This window comes from Bacteroides sp. AM41-16 (assembly GCF_003603495.1).
In the GTDB taxonomy this organism is placed as follows: Bacteria; Bacteroidota; Bacteroidia; order Bacteroidales; family Bacteroidaceae; genus Bacteroides; species Bacteroides uniformis.
Genome location: NZ_QTNE01000012.1, coordinates 109,595 through 129,425 on the forward strand (window position 1 = coordinate 109,595; position 19,831 = coordinate 129,425).

General features: G+C 46.9%; 9 protein-coding genes. All 9 read left to right on the forward strand.

Annotated elements, in window-relative coordinates; translation table 11 throughout:
- The first annotated feature begins 296 nt into the window (after positions 1-296).
- The 9 genes from DW896_RS12205 (at position 297) to DW896_RS12245 (ending at position 19,803) form a co-directional block, all read left to right on the forward strand.
- Positions 297-2,114 carry a glycoside hydrolase family 2 protein gene (locus DW896_RS12205; RefSeq protein WP_055288455.1) on the forward strand — a complete coding sequence of 606 codons (1,818 nt, stop codon included), beginning with the start codon at positions 297-299 and terminating at the stop codon, positions 2,112-2,114.
- 105 nt (positions 2,115-2,219) lie between these two features.
- Positions 2,220-6,173: a hybrid sensor histidine kinase/response regulator transcription factor gene (locus DW896_RS12210; protein ID WP_119993289.1), complete on the forward strand. Its 3,954-nt coding sequence runs from the start codon at positions 2,220-2,222 to the stop codon at positions 6,171-6,173.
- A gap of 300 nt (positions 6,174-6,473) precedes the next feature.
- The gene (locus tag DW896_RS12215; RefSeq protein WP_035447543.1) at positions 6,474-9,524 is read left to right on the forward strand and encodes a TonB-dependent receptor; all 3,051 of its coding nucleotides are present in this window, start codon (positions 6,474-6,476) and stop codon (positions 9,522-9,524) included.
- A gap of 22 nt (positions 9,525-9,546) precedes the next feature.
- Entirely contained in the window at positions 9,547-11,124 is a 1,578-nt protein-coding gene (locus DW896_RS12220; RefSeq protein ID WP_035447546.1) for a RagB/SusD family nutrient uptake outer membrane protein, read from the forward strand.
- 84 nt (positions 11,125-11,208) lie between these two features.
- The gene (locus DW896_RS12225; RefSeq protein ID WP_119993291.1) at positions 11,209-13,851 is read left to right on the forward strand and encodes a family 43 glycosylhydrolase; all 2,643 of its coding nucleotides are present in this window, start codon (positions 11,209-11,211) and stop codon (positions 13,849-13,851) included.
- Positions 13,852-14,095: 244 nt separating this feature from the next.
- Complete coding sequence (locus tag DW896_RS12230; RefSeq protein ID WP_057256598.1) at positions 14,096-15,064, forward strand: glycoside hydrolase family 43 protein; 969 nt, start codon at positions 14,096-14,098, stop codon at positions 15,062-15,064.
- Between the two features lie 3 nt (positions 15,065-15,067).
- A complete protein-coding gene (locus DW896_RS12235; protein WP_117588622.1) occupies positions 15,068-16,036 on the forward strand; it encodes a glycoside hydrolase family 43 protein in 969 nt (322 codons plus the stop codon).
- Between the two features lie 27 nt (positions 16,037-16,063).
- Positions 16,064-17,071 carry a family 43 glycosylhydrolase gene (locus DW896_RS12240; RefSeq protein WP_035447558.1) on the forward strand — a complete coding sequence of 336 codons (1,008 nt, stop codon included), beginning with the start codon at positions 16,064-16,066 and terminating at the stop codon, positions 17,069-17,071.
- Between the two features lie 5 nt (positions 17,072-17,076).
- Positions 17,077-19,803 (forward strand): glycoside hydrolase family 78 protein, encoded by a 2,727-nt coding sequence (locus tag DW896_RS12245; protein ID WP_119993293.1) that lies wholly within the window; start codon positions 17,077-17,079, stop codon positions 19,801-19,803.
- Positions 19,804-19,831: the final 28 nt, after the last annotated feature.

Here is a 19,831-nt window from a genome sequence, read left to right on the forward strand (position 1 = left end):
ATATCAGGGAGGTATTTTGCCAACAAGTTGTCACTGCCTTGGCAAACTTTTGCCACGCCTATGGCAAAGTTTTGCCAACGCGGTGGCAAAGTCTTGCCAATGGGAAGGCAAAACCTTGTCATAGGCGTGGCAAGAAAAGCGGAAAAAGGTGCCTTTGATGAATTTCTTTGATAAAATGAGACGGTAATACCTTGATATTCCACAAAAATACTATTTATTGGTTCGAAATTTCTATTCTTTTTTTCTGAATCGGCTTATCTTTGCTTTCGTAGAAACCAATAAAAAGTTATAATACTATGAGAAGATTTTTCCTCATATCGTCATTCTTGGCGTTGTTTGCAATCGGAAGCTCGGCGCAATGGAAGCCGGCAGGTGATAAAATCAAAACGGACTGGGCATCCCAGATTAATCCCGCGAATGTGTTGCCCGAATATCCTCGTCCCATCATGGAACGGAGTGACTGGAAGAACTTGAACGGACTGTGGAATTATGCCGTTATAAATAAAGGTGAGCATCTTCCGGCAGAGTTCGAAGGGCAGATACTTGTTCCTTTTGCCATCGAATCCTCCTTGTCCGGAGTTGGAAAAAGAATCAATGAAAACCAGGAACTGGTCTACCAGCGCAGTTTTGATATTCCTTCCGCCTGGAAGGGAAAACAAGTGCTGTTGCACTTTGGTGCTGTCGACTGGAAAACGGATGTATGGGTGAATGATGTGAAAGTAGGCAGCCATACGGGTGGATTTACTCCGTTCTCCTTCGATATTACTGCCGCCCTTTCTGGCAAAGGCAATAATCAGTTGGTCGTAAAGGTTTGGGACCCGACGGATAAAGGACCTCAACCCCGTGGAAAGCAGGTCAGCAATCCGGAAGGTATCTGGTATACTCCCGTAAGCGGTATCTGGCAGACGGTATGGATGGAGCCGGTTGCCGGAAAACATATCGAGAATCTCCGTATCACTCCCGATATTGACCGTAATCTGTTGACAGTGAGGGCTGAATTGAATAGTGCATGCCCTTCCGACTTTGTGGAAGTGAATGTGTATGACGGCAATCAACTGGTAGCCACCGGCAAAAGTATCAATGCAGAGCCGGTGGAGGTGTCCATGCCCCGGAATGCCAAGTTGTGGAGTCCAGATTCCCCCTTCCTCTATACGCTGAAAGTGACTCTGAAAAGTGGAGGCAAGGTAGTGGATAAGGTGGACAGCTATGCTGCCATGCGTAAGTACTCCACCCGTCGTGACGCGGATGGCATCGTACGCCTGGAACTGAATAACGAGGCTTTGTTCCAGTTTGGACCGCTGGACCAGGGTTGGTGGCCCGACGGACTGTATACAGCTCCCACAGACGAGGCTTTGCTGTATGATGTACAGAAGACGAAAGATTTCGGTTTCAATATGATTCGCAAGCATATCAAGGTGGAACCGGCACGTTGGTACACACATTGTGACCGTTTGGGTATCATCGTATGGCAGGATATGCCGAGCGGTGACCGTAATCCGGAATGGCAGAACCGCCGCTATTTCGACGGAACAGAACTGAAACGCTCCACCGAATCCGAAGCCTATTATCACAAGGAATGGAAGGAAATAATGGATTGTCTCTACTCTTATCCGTGTATCGGTACATGGGTACCGTTCAACGAAGCCTGGGGGCAGTTCAAGACGGTAGAGATAGCCGAATGGACGAAACAGTATGACCCGACCCGCCTGGTGAATCCGGCAAGTGGCGGTAACCATTATACTTGCGGTGACATGCTCGACCTCCACAACTATCCCCAACCGGAAATGTATTTGTATGATGCACAGCGCGCCACGGTTTTGGGTGAGTATGGCGGCATTGGCCTTGTCTTGAAAGATCATCTTTGGGAACCGAACCGCAACTGGGGATATGTTCAGTTCAACTCTTCCAAAGAAGTGACTGATGAGTACGTGAAATATGCCGATATGCTGTATCAGATGATAAAAAGAGGTTTCTCGGCAGCCGTCTATACACAGACCACGGATGTGGAGGTGGAAGTGAACGGTCTGATGACTTACGACCGCAAGGTGATAAAGCTGGATGAGAAACGCGTGAAAGAGATAAATACACGTATCTGCAATTCACTTAAGAAATAGGGGCATTTACAATTTACCATTTACAAAGTACAATTTAACTATGCAGATGACAGCGCAGCCAAATTGTACTTTGTAAATGGTAAATTGTGCATTAAAAATGTTGTTATGAAACGATTGATTATAAAGCTTTTCCTTAGTCTGTGCCTATGGGCGGTATTGCCGGTCTGTGCGCAGGATGCTGTTCATTACTATTTCAGAACGATGGATATCCGGAACGGTCTTTCGCAGAACACCGTGTATCAGATTTTGCAGGATAGGAAAGGCTTTATGTGGTTCGGAACCAAGGACGGTCTGAACCGGTATGACGGGTTGTCTTTCCGTGTCTACAAGAAAGAGAACTCCGGTTTAGGCAAGAATTTCATAACCGCGCTCTACGAGGACCGCCGGGGCAATATCTGGATTGGTACCGATGGGGGAGTCTTTATTTACGACCCGGTACTGGATTCCTTTACCGCTTTCGATGAGGCCAGTGATAATGGCAGTATCATCAGGGATTTCGTCACCATGATTGGAAGTGACGAGGACGACAATATCTGGATATCGGTAGAAAACCAGGGGTTGTTCTGCTATAAACCGGATGAAGGGAGGCTGCTGAACCATCTGCACGATTCGGGACTGCCCAATGTAACCCGCTTTTGGCTGAATGGGAATACGTGTTGGCTGGCCTTGTATGCGGATAATCTTTACTATACGAAAGCTGACTTTGAAACTCCTCTGCAGCCTTTCAAGGACGCGGAAGGAAATGAGATTTTCAAGAATGATATTATCAACTGGCAGGTCAGCGGACCCCATAACTGCGTGTATGTCGCTTCGCTGAACGGGTTGACAGAGATAAATCAGACTACAGGCAAGACGCGGAAACTGCTGAACACCTATGTGAGGGCTTTGCAGTTCAAATCTGACAACGAGCTGTGGGTGGGCGCAGAGTCCGGCTTGTATATTTACAATCTGACGAATGACAAGATTACCCATTTAACCGTTCCCGACCAGGATGATTTGTATGCATTGTCGGACAATGCCATTTATTCGCTCTGCTGCGACAAGGAGAACGGCATGTGGATAGGGTCTTATTTCGGTGGAGTGAACTATTGCCCTTATCAGTGGACTTATTTTGAGAAGTTCTATCCGAGAGACAATCTCAGGCATTTCGGCCGTCGTGTACGGGAAATCTGTGAAAGTAATGATGGCACCTTGTGGATAGGTACCGAAGACAAAGGCTTGTTCAATTACAATCCGGAAAACGGAAAGATAGAGCCTTTTGAGCATCCGGCCATTTATCAGAATGTCCACGGTCTTTGCCTGGACGGGGATGATTTGTGGGTAGGTACGTTCTCCGGTGGTCTGAATCGGGTGAATCTTCGGACCAGACAGGTGAAACATTATGCCAAGGGTGAGAGTGAGAATTCCATGGTCGCCAATGACGCCTTTACCATTTGCAGGACCACTACGGGAGACGTGTGGATAGGCACCACGTCCGGTCTGTTGAAGTACAATCGCTCTACAGATGACTTTACCCGGATTCCTCAGCTGAAGAATATGTTTACTTATAACATTCTGGAGGACTTCAACGGAAATCTGTGGTTTGCTACTTTTTCTAATGGAGTGTTCTGCTACAATGTAAGAAGCCAGCAGTGGAGGAATTATCTGTCTAATGAGAATGATTCGACCTCTCTTCCCTACAATAAGGTAATCAGTATCTACGAAGACAGCAGGAAGCGTCTGTGGTTCATGACGCTGGGTGAGGGCTTTTGCCGCTACAATCCGGAAACGGACAATTTTACCCGTTATGACATGTCGAAAGGATTTCCGAGTAATACCATCTACAAGATGGTCGAGGATAAGCGGGGTAACTTATGGATTACTTCCAATTATGGTCTGGTCTGCTTCAATCCCGATACGGAGAGCAAACATGTCTATACCACGGCAAACGGGCTGCTGAGCAACCAATTTAATTTCCAGTCCGGTTACATTGACAAGAAGGGACGCATCTATTTGGGAAGTATCAACGGATTCATAGCCTTTGACCCGGAAACTTTTGTGGAGAACACTTTTCTCCCTCCCGTAGTGATTACAGATTTTTATCTGTTCAACAAACGGCTTTCGGTGGATAGTCCGGATTCTCCTTTGGAGAAGAGCATCACCTATGCGGATGAGATAGAGCTGGATGCCGACCAGAATTCTTTCTCTTTTCAGGTTGCAGCCCTGAGTTACCAGGCACCCGAAATGAATGGTCTTGAATGTAAGCTGGAAGGCTTTGACCGCGACTGGTATACGGTAGGGCGGAATTCCATCATCAACTATTCAAACCTTCCTTATGGAAGTTATACATTGCGTATAAAAGGTTCCAACAGCGATGGCAAGTGGAACGCGACGGAACGTGTGCTCGACATCCATATCCGTCCTCCTTTCTATCTCTCCACCTGGGCATATGCCGGTTATACGGTATTGGCGTTATGCTCACTGGCTGCTGTAATCATCTATTTCAGAAAACAGACCCGGCAGAAGCATCAGCAGGCTATGGACAAGTTTGAGCGGGAAAAGGAGCGGGAGTTGTATACTGCGAAGATAGACTTCTTCACGAATGTGGCGCATGAGATACGTACACCGCTTACACTGATAAAGAGTCCGCTCGAGAATGTATTGGTTTCCCAGTCTGTCTCGGACGACATCAGGGATGATTTGGAGACCATGGAACTGAACACCAACCGGCTGCTCGATTTGGTGAACCAGTTGCTGGACTTCCGGAAGACGGAGACGCAAGGCTTCCAATTGAATTTTGTGGAATGCGACGTGTCTGAGCTCTTGCAGAAGACGTATAAGCGCTTCAAGCCTCTGGCACGCGAAAAAGGGCTGGCATTGAGCATAGAGACTCCCGAAAGCTTGTATGCTTCGGTTGACAGGGAAGGGCTTACCAAGATTATCAGCAATCTGCTGACCAATGCGATAAAGTATTCGGAGACCTATATACGCATCAGGCTGTACTCGGAAGGTGAAAGGCTGCTGCTTTCCGTATGCAATGACGGCCTTGTCATTCCGGTAGAGATGCGCGAGGAGATTTTCAAGCCGTTCATCCAGTATAAGACCGGTACGCTGCGCTCTGTGCCCGGCACCGGTATCGGGCTTGCACTTGCCCGTTCATTGGCCGAACTCCATGAGGGTACGTTGTGCATGGAAGATTCGATGGAGAACAACTGTTTCCTGCTGTCACTTCCGCTGAAGCACGAGCAGACGGTGGCTATGGAGCATAAAGAACCGGTAACGGGCGGGGAATCCTCTGAGGAAAGTGGTGCAGGTACTGCCTTGGAACAGCACCGGTATACTCTTTTGGTGGTGGAAGACAGTCTGGAAATGCAGGCATTTGTTGTGAAACAGCTCTCTTCGGAATATTGTGTGCTGACTGCCGTGAATGGGGTGGAAGCTTTGAAGGTGTTGAAGGAACATACTGTAAATCTTGTCATTTCAGACATTATGATGCCCGAGATGAATGGATTGGAGCTGTGCGAGCATCTGAAGTCCGAGCTTGACTATAGCCATATACCGATTATCCTGCTTACGGCGAAGACGACTCTTCAAGCCAAAATAGAGGGAATGAAGCTGGGGGCTGACGTATATATAGAGAAACCTTTCTCCGTGGAATATCTGAAAGTTTGTGTGGCCAATCTGCTGAACAACCGTGAGAAGCTACGGGCTTCTTTTGTCAATTCTCCCTTTGTGCAGACGGGCAGTATGGCAATGACAAAGGCAGATGAATCTTTCCTTAAAACATTGAAGGAAGTGGTGGTTGCCAATATGCAGAATCCGGATTTCTGCCTGGATGATATGGCAAGCCTGCTGAACATGAGCCGGTCGAGCCTGAACCGGAAGATAAAGGGCATATTGGATATGACTCCCAATGACTACATCCGTCTGGAGCGGTTGAAGAAAGCGGCGCAGCTTTTAAAGGAAGGAGAGTGTAAAATCAATGAGGTTTGCTATATGACCGGCTTCAATACTCCTTCCTATTTTACCAAGTGCTTCCAAAAACAATTTGGTATTCTGCCCAAAGACTTCGTGAAATGATAGCATGGAATGCTTGCTAAATATAACAATCCAATCAAATGCCCCTGAGGTGTCTCTCAGGGGCATTTTTTGGATTTATAATTGCATAGATTGAAGCGATATTTGCATTAATTTTAGCTTTATGCGGATATATTTGCATCCGAAAGCCAACAATTTATAATACTATGACCCCTATGCCTATGACGTAACAAATCCTAATCAATGTTCTATGATTGGCAGAAGTGACTAATCACTTTCTGCGGTGTATTTAAAAAGCGGGCGTTAGTTTCCGCATAGTTTTAAAATCTAATTCTATAAAAAATGATCAAGAAAATCTTATTCTTATTCTTTGTTGTGTTTGCAGCTACCGCTTATTCACAAGATGTGACCATAACGGGAACGGTGACGGATGCAAATAGTGAGCCTTTGGTGGGCGTGAATGTATTGGTGAAGGGTACTACCACGGGTGCCATTACCGATATTGACGGTAATTTCTCAGTGAGTGGAAAAAAAGGAAGTACACTCGTTTTCTCTTATATCGGTATGCTTACGCAGGAAGTTGTCTATAAGGGAACTGCCTTGCGCGTGGTGATGAAAGATGATTCGAAAGCACTGGAAGAAGTGGTTGTCATCGGTTATCAGACCGTGAAGAAGTCCGACTTGACTGGAGCGGTTGCCGTTGTTGATACCAAGGAAATGAAGAAAAGCGCTGCAGGAACACTGGTCAGCCAGATGCAGGGTTTGGCAACCGGTATTAACGTACGCAGTAGCGGTAGGGCGGGCGAAGATGCCTCTATTGAAATTCGCGGTGTCGGTTCTTTGAGTAATAACTCTCCGTTGTGGGTAATTGATGGTATGATTACAGATCCGGGAGTTGACTTCAACCCTGCAGATGCAGAATCCATCCAGATTCTGAAGGACGCTTCTGCTGCTGCCATCTACGGTTCGCGTGCTGCCAATGGTGTGATTATCGTTACTACCAAGAAGGGTACGAAAGGTCCCATGAAGGTGAATGTAAGCGTAAAGGAAACATTGGAATGGAGCCCGAAATTTGATTTGATGAATGCGGCAGAATATATCAAGTATAATGATATTGCCTATAATGAAGCTATCAAAGATGGCATTGCTACTGTAAACAGCACTCAGAAACACTCACAGTATGATACCAACTGGCAGGATGAAGTGTTGAAGACCGCATTGGTGCAGGACTACAACGTATCACTCTCCGGTGGCGGTGACTCCGGTAGTTATTTTGTATCAGCCGGCTACTATAACAATGACGGCGTTTCTTATGGAAATACTTTCGACCGTTATAGCTTCCGTGTCAATACACAAGGTAAAAAGGGCTGGTTCTCTTTTGGTGAAAACTTGGCTTATTCACTCACAAACACAGACCCGAACCAGACCAATACCTACAATGACTTTTTGCGTATGATGCCTACTATTCCTATCTATGATGAGAATAATCCGGGTGGATATGGCTATGGTGATGCTGCCAAATACAATACTTTTGGTGTGAACCCGATTGCCCGTGAAGATTTGGAATACCGTCATTTCCGCCAGAATCGTTTGAATGGTTCTTTATGGTTGGAATTCAAGCCTTTCGAATTCCTTTCTTATAAATTCAATGGTGGTATTGACCTTTATTTCTATGAGAACTCATGGTTCCGTGGAGAAGGTAACTGGACTCAGAATCAGGAACACCGTGATCCGGAAAGCCAGAAGGCACGTGACAACACCTACAACATGTTGATTGAGCACACGTTGAACTTCAATAAGGATTTTGGTAAGCATCATGTGGATGCCGTGGTCGGTACTACTTACCAGCACCATGAGTGGGAAGGTTTGTGGGCTTCCCGTCTGAACTTTCCGATGACGGGTAACGGCGATTACTTTACAGTTTTGAATGCAGGACAGAGCAATCAGCAGAATTCAAACAGCATCAGCGAGAATGCGATGATTTCTTATTTGGGACGTGCAAACTACGTTTATGATGATAAATACTATCTGACTGCCACTTTCCGTCGTGACGGTACTTCTCGCTTGGCTAAGGAAAACCGCTGGGGCAATTTCCCCTCATTCTCCGGTGCCTGGAGAATTTCAAAGGAGGAATTCTTTGATGTGCCTTGGATTAATGACTTGAAAATTAGAGGTAACTGGGGTCGTCTTGGTAACTCTTCCATTGGTGATTGGGATTATATCGGAACTATCAACCAGAGTATTGTAACTGTATTCGGTGGTGCTATTGTTCCGGGTTCTACTCAGGTGAAACTGGTGAATGCAGGTCTTGTTTGGGAAACAAAAGAAACGGTGAATGTAGGTTTTGATGCCAGTTTCCTGAACCAACGCCTGACTGTCAGTGCGGAATATTATAATTCAAAAACCAGTGACGTATTGGCTGAGACTCCGATTGCCATTTCTACCGGTAATCAAGGAGGCTCTCCGTGGAAAAATGCTGCCAGCTTGCGCAACAAGGGCTTCGAGTTTACATTTGGTTGGAAAGACCAGATTTCAGGCTTTAAGTACAGCGCTTTACTGAATGTGACTACGATGGATAACGAAGTTCTGAGCTTGGGACGGGATGGGTCGGAAAGAAACTTTATTGATTCCGGTCAAGCCAGAACAGAGCCGGGAAGGTCGTTGGCCGAATTCTATCTGAGAAAAACAGACGGCATCTTCCGGACACAAGAGGAAATAGACAATTATGTGACGAAAGGTAACCATGTACCGGGACCTAATGAAGATAAAGTACCTGCCGGTACACCGATCATGATTGAAGGGAAACGTCCGCAATTGGGAGACGTTAAGTATCTTGATTTAAATGATGACGGTCAAATTACTGATATTGACCGTGATTATTGTGGTAGTCCATGGGCCAAGATGCAAATGTCGTTGGTATTGAATGCAGAGTGGAAGAACTTCGATTTCAGTATGATGTGGAACGGTCAATTTGGCAATAAGATATACAACGTATCCCGTTGGCAAGGACGTCTGTTTGCAGACAACTCCAACTATATCCGCTTTGAGAAGGGCGAAGAGCCTTATCAGGTGAATCCTAACTCCAATACCCCACGTATCATTTACGGTGACTTCCGCAACTCGCGTGATGCCGACCGTTTCCTGGAGAATGGTTCTTACTTCCGTATGAAGAATATCTCTATCGGTTATAATTTCAAGCAGAAGTGGCTGACCAACTTGGGCGTTGAGAAACTCCGTCTGTTTGCTACCGGTAGCAACTTGATTACTATTACCGGATATTCCGGTCTGGATCCTGACTTCAAGGGTGCGAATTCCGTTTGGAACAGTGGTACGGACAGCTTTGCTTATCCCAATACCCGTTCGGTGATGTTTGGATTGGATTTGACCTTTTAACTTATAAATCAGTTTGTAAATTATGAAAAAGATATATAATGGATTAATGCTCGCAGGTGCCTTGACATTGTGCACTGGATGCAGTTCTAGTTTATTGGATATTGATAATCCCAATGAAGTGACCAACGATACTTATTGGAATAAGCCGGAAGATGCTACAGCTGGTGTAAATGCCTGCTACAGTTTTCTTTATAAGGAAGGTACTTGGATGCGTTGGCTCTCTTTTCGCTACGATTTGACCTCGGACGAGGGATGGAGTTCTTCTCCTTGGATTGAATTGGGTGACTGGACACGTTTTCTTTACAACAATTATAATTTTTACGAAGGCAACAATATACATTGGGAACATTTCTACGTAGGTATTTTCCGTTGCAACCAAGTGTTGAGTCATGTGCCTAATATTGAAATGGACGAGACTACAAAGAACCAGGTATTGGCACAAGCTTCTTTCTTACGTGCAATGTGGTATTTTCAGGTAAATCTGTTGTGGGACAAAGGAACGATGCCTTTGGAACCTAAAGATGCCAATTATATTCCGGAAGACGCTTCCGAGCAGGAAATATGGGATCAAGTGGAGAAAGACTTGCTGTTTGCTATGGATTATCTTCCTGAATCTTGGGATGCTGCCAATTTGGGACGTGCCACCAAAGGCGCTGCCAAAGCATTGTTGGGCAAGGCCTATATGCAACAACATAAGTATGACAAGGCGAAGGAACAATTGCAATGGCTGATTGATAAAGAGGGCTCTTTGTACGATCTTATCGCCAATCGTGAAGATAATTTCACTGACTTGGATGAGAACAACAAGGAAGGTATCTTTGAAATTCAGTTCGATGACCAAAACAAGGGTGGTACGGGTAATGATGCCAGTATGGCATTCGGTTTCCAGCGTACTCAGTTCTATGCTCCGAGTGGTATAGGTTGGGGAGATGGTAAGGCACGTCGCTGGTTGGTAGATGAGTTCTTGAAAGAGAAACGTATTGACGGAAAGAATGACTTGCGTTTGTATGGTAGTATTCTGTACCGTGGATTCTCACAAGACTTCCCCGATCAACCGAAGAAATATTATGGATTTGAAAATGCCGATTGGAATGACGGTTGGGGAACTGACCCGGAAGACTGCTACATACGTAAATACAATACTGCTTACTATCGTGATGCAGAAGATTACTTTGCCCGTAACAACTATCGTATCATGCGTTATGCAGATATCTTGATGAACTACGCAGAATGTCTTGTTGAAACGGGTACTAATCCTGCCGATGCTGCTGTTTATGTGGATAAGGTAAGAGAACGTGCCGGTCTGGCCAAGTTGAAAGACAGTCAGTGGAAAGACTGCCTGAGTTCTAAAGATGCCTTTATCAAGCGCCTGCAGATGGAACGTACTTTGGAACTCTGTTTCGAAGGTTGGCGTTGGGCTGACTTGAAGCGTTGGGGATTACTTGATTCTCAGGCTGGAATTGATGAGCTGAAAGCCCGTGACAAGGACTTCAATAACTTCATCGTCGGTAAGCACAGACGTTTGCCCATTCCGAGAGATGAAGTGATGAACAGCACGGTAGGTGGTGTTGCACATCTTACTCAGAATCCTAACTATTAATAACTAAAGAAGGCTATGCCTGGAAGCCTGTTCTCATTCAGGATGCTTCCGGCATAGCCTTTTCTTTCTTAAATCTTATACCATATGCTTGTCTGTAAAAAACTACTATTACCATTCGCTTTTGCTTGCTGCGGCAGCTTGTTTGCGCAGAACATCCAGAATCCGGTACTTCCGGGAGTGGCGGATGCCGGCGTAATGAAATATAATGGCAAATATTATATTGGCGGGGTCCGTACAAACGGGGATTTCTATGTATCCGATGACCTGGTTCATTGGGGGAAACCTATCCATGTCGTATCCATGGACAATGACTGGACCAGAGGCAGCGGAGCCGGAGATGACCAGATTCATGCCAATGACATGTTCTATCTGAATGGAGATTTTCATTTGTACTGGTCAGTCAATTATTGGGGAAAGGACAAGCATGCCGTTCACATTGTACATGCGCAGAGCAAAGATGTCTTGGGCGCTTATACAGAACCGAACAAGAAGACATGGATGGATAACCGTATCGACCCCAAAATATTCAGAGATGATGATGGACAACTATACATGTATATGGTACGTTTTACTGATGGAAATACCATATGGGGACGTAAAATGAAGAACCCGGCAGAATTTGCCGGCGAACCGGTGTGCCAGTTCGCCTCATTGCCGGATACATGGGAAACGATGGATAACAGAGTAGCGGAGGGACCGTGGGTCATGAAGTATAGAGACCGCTACTATATGATGTATAATGCCAACCACACCTCTACAGAGTGGGGCAATTATCAGTTGGGAGTTGCTGAGGCAGACTCTCCTTTAGGTTTTCAAAATGGTAATAAATATAGCTATCCGGTTGTAGGCTGCAATCAGACACAACTGGAGGAGAAGCAAGTGGATTTATTGCGGTATGGCCGCACGTATGAGCCGTTGTTTGCTTATACGGAGAGCAAACCGGGAAGCGATTGGACAAAAGCGACCTACGATGACTCCGGCTGGGCGAGGGGGGAGACCGGCTTTTCGTCCCGTGAAGTGAAAGGTTCCACCACCCGGCATCTGGGTACCTTGTGGAATACGCCCTCCTTATGGTTGCGAAAGACTTTCTCTGCCGGTAGCGAAACCGGTAATCTGGCATTGCGTGTCGCTCACGACGGAGATACCCGGATTTATCTGAACGGAACACTTGTCTACGAGAAGCAGGGGCGTGATTATTGTATCGTGAACCTGGACAAGAAGCTGCGTGCTGCTTTGAAGGAAGGCACGAATCTGCTTGCCGTAGAAACAAACAAGGGACGTTCGCAATTCTTCGACGTTTCTCTGTTCGATATGAAAGACGGTATTGCCGATGATATTCTGATGACTCCCGGTCAGCCCAATATTTTGAGAGGCCCCAACGGATTTGAATGGTGGCTGATTTATATGGCAAACAAGAACGATGAGCATCGGGGGCAATATATCAACCGTGTCCAGTTCTTCGACAAGACGTTGTTTGTGGATGGTATCACCGGCCCCCGCACGGCAGGTTATCATCCCGAACCTTCGATGCCTACCTTTGCAGGCAAAGGCGAGACAGCTTCGTTCGGTGTGTTGCAACAAGTACAGCCGTCCGTGGATTACTTGTTCGAGACGGGAGTCAAGACCGAGGGTGGAGCTGGCGTCATTGCCTGGTGGAAGGATGCAGATAACTGTGCCTATGTAGGTTTGGATGCCGAGAACCGGAGTTGGTACCTGCGTACACTTGTCGGCGGTAAAGAAAATAAGGAATCCTATGCCCTGCCTGAAGATTTCCGTTGGGGTGTGTACCATCATCTGCGCATTGAGCGTAATGGTGGCTGTCTGAAAATTTGGCTGGATGAGATTCCCACACCGGGAAAACATGTCTTTGCAGAGGCTCTTCCGACGGAAGAAGCGGGTGTTCCCGGAGTATTTGACGAGACAAAGTCTGCCTTGTTCGAAGGGGCTACCTATACCATCGGCTTCGATGATGTGCATTTCCAGCTTTCGGGGAATGAGGAGTTGTTGAAAGGCGATTTCTTGAACGATTATGAATTCAGCTTCCAGTTGTCCGGCTTGTCCGGACAAGACAAGGCAGGAAGCTATCCGATTTATGTGGATAAGGATAACTATGTGAAGGCTCAGTTCGATGGCATCACCCGTATGCTTGAGGTGACAGCCGTGAAGAAAGGGAAAACTGCCTGGAAGAAGGAATTCCCGTTGGGATGCCTGCAAACGCTCTATCCGGATGTGAAGTATACCGACTTCATTGAGAAAGGTTATCGTTTTGCCGCACCTGCATGGTTGGATACACTTTACCTGAACCGTCACGAAGCAGGCAATAAATCCGAATTTGTGGATGACATGTTCGGCAAGTTCGACATAGAATACCTGAATGGCGGCGAGTGGCATCCGATAGAAAACAAAGATAGGGGGATAGCAGAACATCCTGCATATAATTATTGTACCTTTACTCCGGTAAAGGCAGAAGGCATCCGCTTCATCAACAAGGAGGCGGAGGATTTGGAACGCCATATCTATAAGATAGGTGTACATGAATTGTGGAAGGAATCCTATAATTTTCGTGCCGTGCGTCGTGCAGACAAGCTGTATCTGTTTGTCGACGGCAGGGAGCTGGGAGCTTTGGATATACGCTACCCTGCATCCCGCATCGGATTCTGTTCGGAGGGCGGCTCTCCGGTTTATAGTGGTACGTTGTATTATCATGTAGGGCAGAGGCGCGATTAGACGCGATCGTGGGATGTGCCGTTCCGTATATATGTAATGAAAGATGTATATAGAAGCCGGTGTTTGTATTTCCTTGTGAATCAGTGTGATGGACTGGGGTGATTCAGTATACGACTGAATGTATTTCAGTATACGATTGAATAGGATTCAGTATACGACTGAATAGGGTTCAATATACGGGTGTAACGGAACATCTTCTTGAAAGTAAATATTTATCATCATAACAATTGTTTAAGAAAGAATCATGAAAAAGAATTTTATATGTATGTATCTGTTTCTGTTGGCCACGCTGGCTTCCTGCCAGTCCTGCTCTTCAGACTATAAGGATGTGGACGATATTGTTGTCGAAGGAGTTGAAACGCCGGTGCTTTTGGGCGACCCGTTCATCATGTTGCACGATGGCACTTACTATGCCTATGGCACCCATGCGGATGAAGGCATCGAAGTCTATACCTCCGATGATTTGAAAACTTGGAAGTATAAGGGCATGGCGCTCCAGAAGAAGGATGTCTGGGCCGACCGCTGGTTCTGGGCACCGGAGGTCTACGAAGTGAACGGGAAGTTCTATATGTATTACTCGGCAGACGAGCATATCTGTGTGGCAACAGCAGACTCACCTGCAGGACCATTTACCCAAAGTAAGAAGGAACCGATGATTGCCGATGAGAAATGCATTGACAACTCTCTGTTTATTGATGATGACGGCACGCCTTATCTCTTCTTCGACCGTTTCAACGACGGGCTCAACATCTGGGTGGCCGAATTGGAGAAAGACCTCATGACTATCAAGAAGGAGACCATGCACCCTTGTATCCACGTCTCTCAGGCATGGGAGGAGGTATGGCCCCGTGTGAATGAAGGCCCGTTTGTCATTAAGCGTAATGGGCTCTACTATATGACCTATTCTGCCAATAGCTATGAAAGTCCTTTCTACGGCATAGGTTGCGCCACAGCTACCGATTTGATGGGTACTTGGACCAAATACGAGGAGAATCCTTTGCTGCAGAAACCCGGAGAACTGGTTGGAGTGGGGCACAGTGCCACCTTCACAGACAAGGCAGGCAAGCTTCGTATCGTTTTCCATGCCCATAAGGACAAGAGTAGTATCCACCCACGTGCCATGTACATCAGTGACGTTTCTTTCGAGAAAGTGGACGGTGTGGACCGCATGAGAATCAGCAAGGACTATATGACGCCCAAAATAGTAAAATAAGAGATGGATATGAAAAAGAATTATATATTGCTACTGTTGCTTTGTCTTTGCTTTGCAGGATGCAAGGAGAAGACGGTTGTAGAATCAGACTATCTGCCGATTGCCGACCCTTACGTAATGCTTTACGAAGGCAAGTATTATGCTTACGGCACTGGAGGTACGGTAGAAGGAGAAGGCTTTGCCTGCTTCTCTTCCGATGACTTGAAAAACTGGACGCGTGAAGGCCAGGCGTTGTCGGCCGCAGATTCCTACGGTACGTGGGGATTCTGGGCGCCGGAGGTCTACTACATCGAATCGAAAAAGAAGTTTTATCTGTTCTACTCCACCGAGGAGCATATCTGCGTGGCAACGGCAGATGTTCCTCAAGGCCCGTTCCGTCAGGAAGTGAAGCAGCCGATATGGGATGAGAAGAGTATCGATACCTCTCTATTCATTGATGATGACGGTACGCCTTACCTTTATTTCGTGCGTTTTACAGATGGCAACGTTATTTGGGTGGCAGAGATGAACGATGATTTGACCGGCATTAAGCAGGAAACGCTGACGGAGTGCATTAAGGTGGGAGAGCCTTGGGAACTTTCGCAGGACAAGCCTGCTAAGGTGGCCGAAGGTCCTTCAATTTTGAAGAAAGAGGGTGTCTACTATCTGGTTTATTCAGCCAATCACTTTGAAAGCAAGAACTACGGAGTGGGTTACGCGACTTCGAACAGCCCGATGGGACCGTGGAAGAAATACGAGGGAAATCCGATTCTGCAACATGCCGACGGCTTGATGGGTACCGGTCATGGAGCACCCTTCTGCTGTAAGGACGGTAGCTGGAAATACATTTTCCATGCACATTGGGATTCCACGAAAGTACAGCCGCGCACTTCGTATATCAAGGATTTTGCCATTTCCGACCAGGGAACGGTTTCTATCGGTGGCTCTCTTATCCGTCCGCAGGTATTGGGCAGTACATCACTCGAAAAGTAAAATGAAAGAATGAAAAGAATACATTGTATGAAGAAGTTTCTTGTATTATCAGTGTTATGCAGTCTGATAGCCTGTTCCTCGTCATCGGCTACAAAAGAGGATAAACCGGAAGAACAACAGCCGAAGAATGTTTATCGCAATCCGGTGATAGATTATAGTTTGCCAGACCCTTCTGTCATTGAGGGAGATGACGGATACTACTATCTGTATGCCACCGAGGACATACGCAATCTGCCGATTCACCGTTCCAGGAACCTGGTGGATTGGGAGTATGTAGGTACTGCCTTTACCGACCGTACGCGGCCTGATTTTGAGCCGAACGGCGGTTTGTGGGCGCCGGACATCAACAAGATAGGTGATAAATACGTGCTCTATTATTCTATGTCTGTTTGGGGAGGCGAGTTAACTTGCGGCATCGGTTGTGCTACTGCCGATAAGCCTGAGGGACCTTTTACGGACCACGGAAAGATGTTCCGCAGCAATGAAATCAATGTACAGAACTCCATCGACCCTTTCTATATAGAGGATGGAGGGAAGAAATATCTTTTCTGGGGCAGTTTTCGAGGAATCTATGCGATTGAACTGTCTGATGACGGACTCTCTCTGAAGGACGGCGCCACACCGCAGCAAGTGGCAGGAACCGCTTACGAAGGTACCTATATTCACAAGAAGGACGGGCATTACTACTTCTTTGCTTCCATAGGAAGTTGTTGTGAGGGATTGAAAAGTACTTACACTACTGTTGTAGGCCGTTCAGATAATCTTTTCGGCCCCTATGTCGACAAGAATGGCGGTAGCATGATGGATAACAAGCACGAAGTGCTGATTCAGAAAAGCAATTCCTTTGTGGGTACCGGTCATAATTCGGAGATTGTGACGGACAATGCCGGCAATGACTGGTTCTTCTATCATGCGGTGAGCACAAAGAAGCCTGAAGGCCGTGTATTGATGTTGGATAAGATTAGCTGGGAAGACGGATGGCCGACGGTAGAAGGCTCCGTTGCATCCACGGAAGCGGAGAAACCGAAATTCTGACAAGTATGAAGAAATCTATTTTAATCTCCTTGTTGGCCCTATTGATGATGGGCTGTCAAGTATCGGGTGGCAGTTCCTTGAAAGTGGAGGAAACCACTGTTGAAATGCGGAAGAATCCCGAAGGAGTGGCTGTATCGGCTCCCCGTTTCTCATGGCAACTGGTAACCGACAAGCAGGATGTGATGCAGACTGCTTATCAGATTGAAGTGGCGGACTCGGACAAGGGCTTGCAGGCCGGCTCCGGGCTGGTATGGAACAGTGGTCGTGTGGAGTCTGGCCAATCGGTGCTGGTGAAGTACGCAGGGGCGCCTTTGGAGTCGGGACAGAAATATTGGTGGCGTGTCACTGTATGGACAAATACCGGTGACAAGGCGCAAAGTAGTATCCAATATTGGTCAATGGCTTTGCTGGACAGTTCGGACTGGAAAGCCGGCTGGATTGGACTGAACGACAGTACAAACTTGAAACTGGACGGTGAGCGGACCATCCTTCCGGCACGTTATCTGCGGAAGGAGTTTGATTTGCCGTCACAGCCGAAGCGTGCAGTCCTTTATGTTTCGGGAGTAGGCTCTTCCGTATGCTATATGAATGGCGAGAGGATTGGAAATGATGTATTCGGTCCTTTGCCTACCTGGTACGATGCTTCTGTATCTTATCTGACCTATGATGTCACCCCCTTGTTGAAGTCCGGTACCAATGCGATAGGCGTGGCTCTGGGCAACGGCCGCTATCTTTCCATGCGCGCCAATGGGATGGTAGGTTTTGGTTTGCCCCGTCTCATGGCGCAGTTGAATATAGAGTACGACAATGGTGAGACGGTGTCGGTAGTCAGCGATGATTCCTGGAAAGCGACGAACCACGGTCCTATAACTGCGAACAACGAATTTGACGGTGAACATTACGATGCCCGCTTGGAATTGGGTAAATGGACGGAAAGCGGCTATAATGATTCCGGATGGCAGTTGGCCGAACGGATGGAGGCTCCCAAAGGAAAACTTGTGGCACAGCTCTCTCCGAGTCTGAAGGTGATGGAGGAGATAAAGCCAATATCCGTTAAATCGGTAGGTGATGGAAGATATATCGTGGATATGGGGCAGAATATGGTAGGAATACAGCAGGTGAAACTGCGTGGCAAGAAGGACAAGCCCATTACTATGCGTTTTGCCGAAGTGCTGAAGGACAATGGTACGGAACTGTATCTTGACAACCTGCGCAGTGCCCTTGTCACGGATATTTATACTCCTGCCGCTGACGGTGAGTTTGTTTGGGAACCGTTGTTTGTTTACCATGGTTTCCGTTTTATGGAAATATCCGGTTTGGACTATGAACCGGTAGCGGATGATTTCACCGGTAAGGTGGTGTATGATGAAATGGCAACGAACGGTACGTTCGAGACTTCCGAGGAGTTGATTAACAGACTTCACAAGAATGCCTATTGGGGAATCCGTGGAAACTATCGCGGTATGCCTACCGACTGCCCCCAGCGTGATGAACGTCTTGGATGGCTGGGCGACCGCACTACTGGTGCCTATGGTGAAAGTTTCATTTTCGGCAATGCCTTGATGTATAAGAAGTGGCTGGTGGATATAGAAGAGTCCATGAATGAAAATGGAAGTATCTCTGTGGTATCTCCCCGTTACTGGACCATCTTCCATGATGACGTGACTTGGCCGGCTGCCTATTTTTACGTAGCCGACATGCTTTACCGCCAGTTTGGCGATGATAGCTCCATCAAAGAGCGCTATCCGTCCATGAAGCGCTGGGTAAACCACATGACGGAGACCAAAATGAAGGACTATATTCTGGTGAAGGATGAATACGGGGATTGGTGCATGCCTCCCGAGTCGCCGGAGCTGATTCATTCGGAGGACCCTGCCCGGAAGACGAACGGCGAAGTGCTGAGTACAACGGTGTTTTACAGCATTCTGCAACTGATGGAGAAGTTCGCGCAAATGAACGGACTTCCGGCAGATGCTGAAGAGTATGCAGCACTTGCCATTAAGGTCAAGGACGCTTATAACAAGAAATTCTTCAATACTGAGACTGCACAGTATGACAACAATACGGTGACGGCAAACCTGCTTTCCCTTAGACTGGGCCTGGTTCCCGACGGATATGAAGATAAAGTATTTGCCAATGTCGTGGAGAAGACGGAAAAAGACTGTAAGGGACATGTCAGTGCCGGTGTGCTTGGCATCCAGCATCTGATGCGCGGACTTACCGAGTACGGTGGACTGGAACTTGCCTATAAGATAGTGACCAATGACACTTATCCCTCATGGGGCTACATGATTAAGAAGGGTGCAACCACCATTTGGGAATTATGGAATGGTGACACGGCAAATCCGGCGATGAATTCAAGAAACCATGTGATGCTTTTGGGAGATCTGCTGATATGGTTCTATGAGGATCTTGCCGGCATAAAGAATACTCCCGCTTCCGTCGGGTTCAAGCAGATTCTGATGGAACCGGTATTCCCGGAAAAACTGAATTATGTGAATGCTTCGCATGTATCGCCTTATGGCAGAATAGGAAGTTCCTGGAAACGTGATGGCAATAAGCTGGAGTGGAACGTTGAGATTCCTGCCAATACAACCGCTACGGTCAAGCTGCCGCTTGACTTCCATGTACAGGTAGATGCCGGTCAGGCGGGGATTCATTCCGTGGAGGAGGCTGACGGTAAGCTGGTAGTCGAATTGGGCTCCGGCAAGTATGTATTCATGTCTGAATGATATTTTTCTAACAACAATAAAACAGATG

Coding starts and splice junctions, on each gene's coding strand:
- DW896_RS12205 (WP_055288455.1), top strand. CDS start 297: ATGAGAAGATTTTTCCTCATATCGTCATTCTTGGCGTTGTTTGCAATC.
- DW896_RS12210 (WP_119993289.1), top strand. CDS start 2,220: ATGAAACGATTGATTATAAAGCTTTTCCTTAGTCTGTGCCTATGGGCG.
- DW896_RS12215 (WP_035447543.1), top strand. CDS start 6,474: ATGATCAAGAAAATCTTATTCTTATTCTTTGTTGTGTTTGCAGCTACC.
- DW896_RS12220 (WP_035447546.1), top strand. CDS start 9,547: ATGAAAAAGATATATAATGGATTAATGCTCGCAGGTGCCTTGACATTG.
- DW896_RS12225 (WP_119993291.1), top strand. CDS start 11,209: ATGCTTGTCTGTAAAAAACTACTATTACCATTCGCTTTTGCTTGCTGC.
- DW896_RS12230 (WP_057256598.1), top strand. CDS start 14,096: ATGAAAAAGAATTTTATATGTATGTATCTGTTTCTGTTGGCCACGCTG.
- DW896_RS12235 (WP_117588622.1), top strand. CDS start 15,068: ATGGATATGAAAAAGAATTATATATTGCTACTGTTGCTTTGTCTTTGC.
- DW896_RS12240 (WP_035447558.1), top strand. CDS start 16,064: ATGAAGAAGTTTCTTGTATTATCAGTGTTATGCAGTCTGATAGCCTGT.
- DW896_RS12245 (WP_119993293.1), top strand. CDS start 17,077: ATGAAGAAATCTATTTTAATCTCCTTGTTGGCCCTATTGATGATGGGC.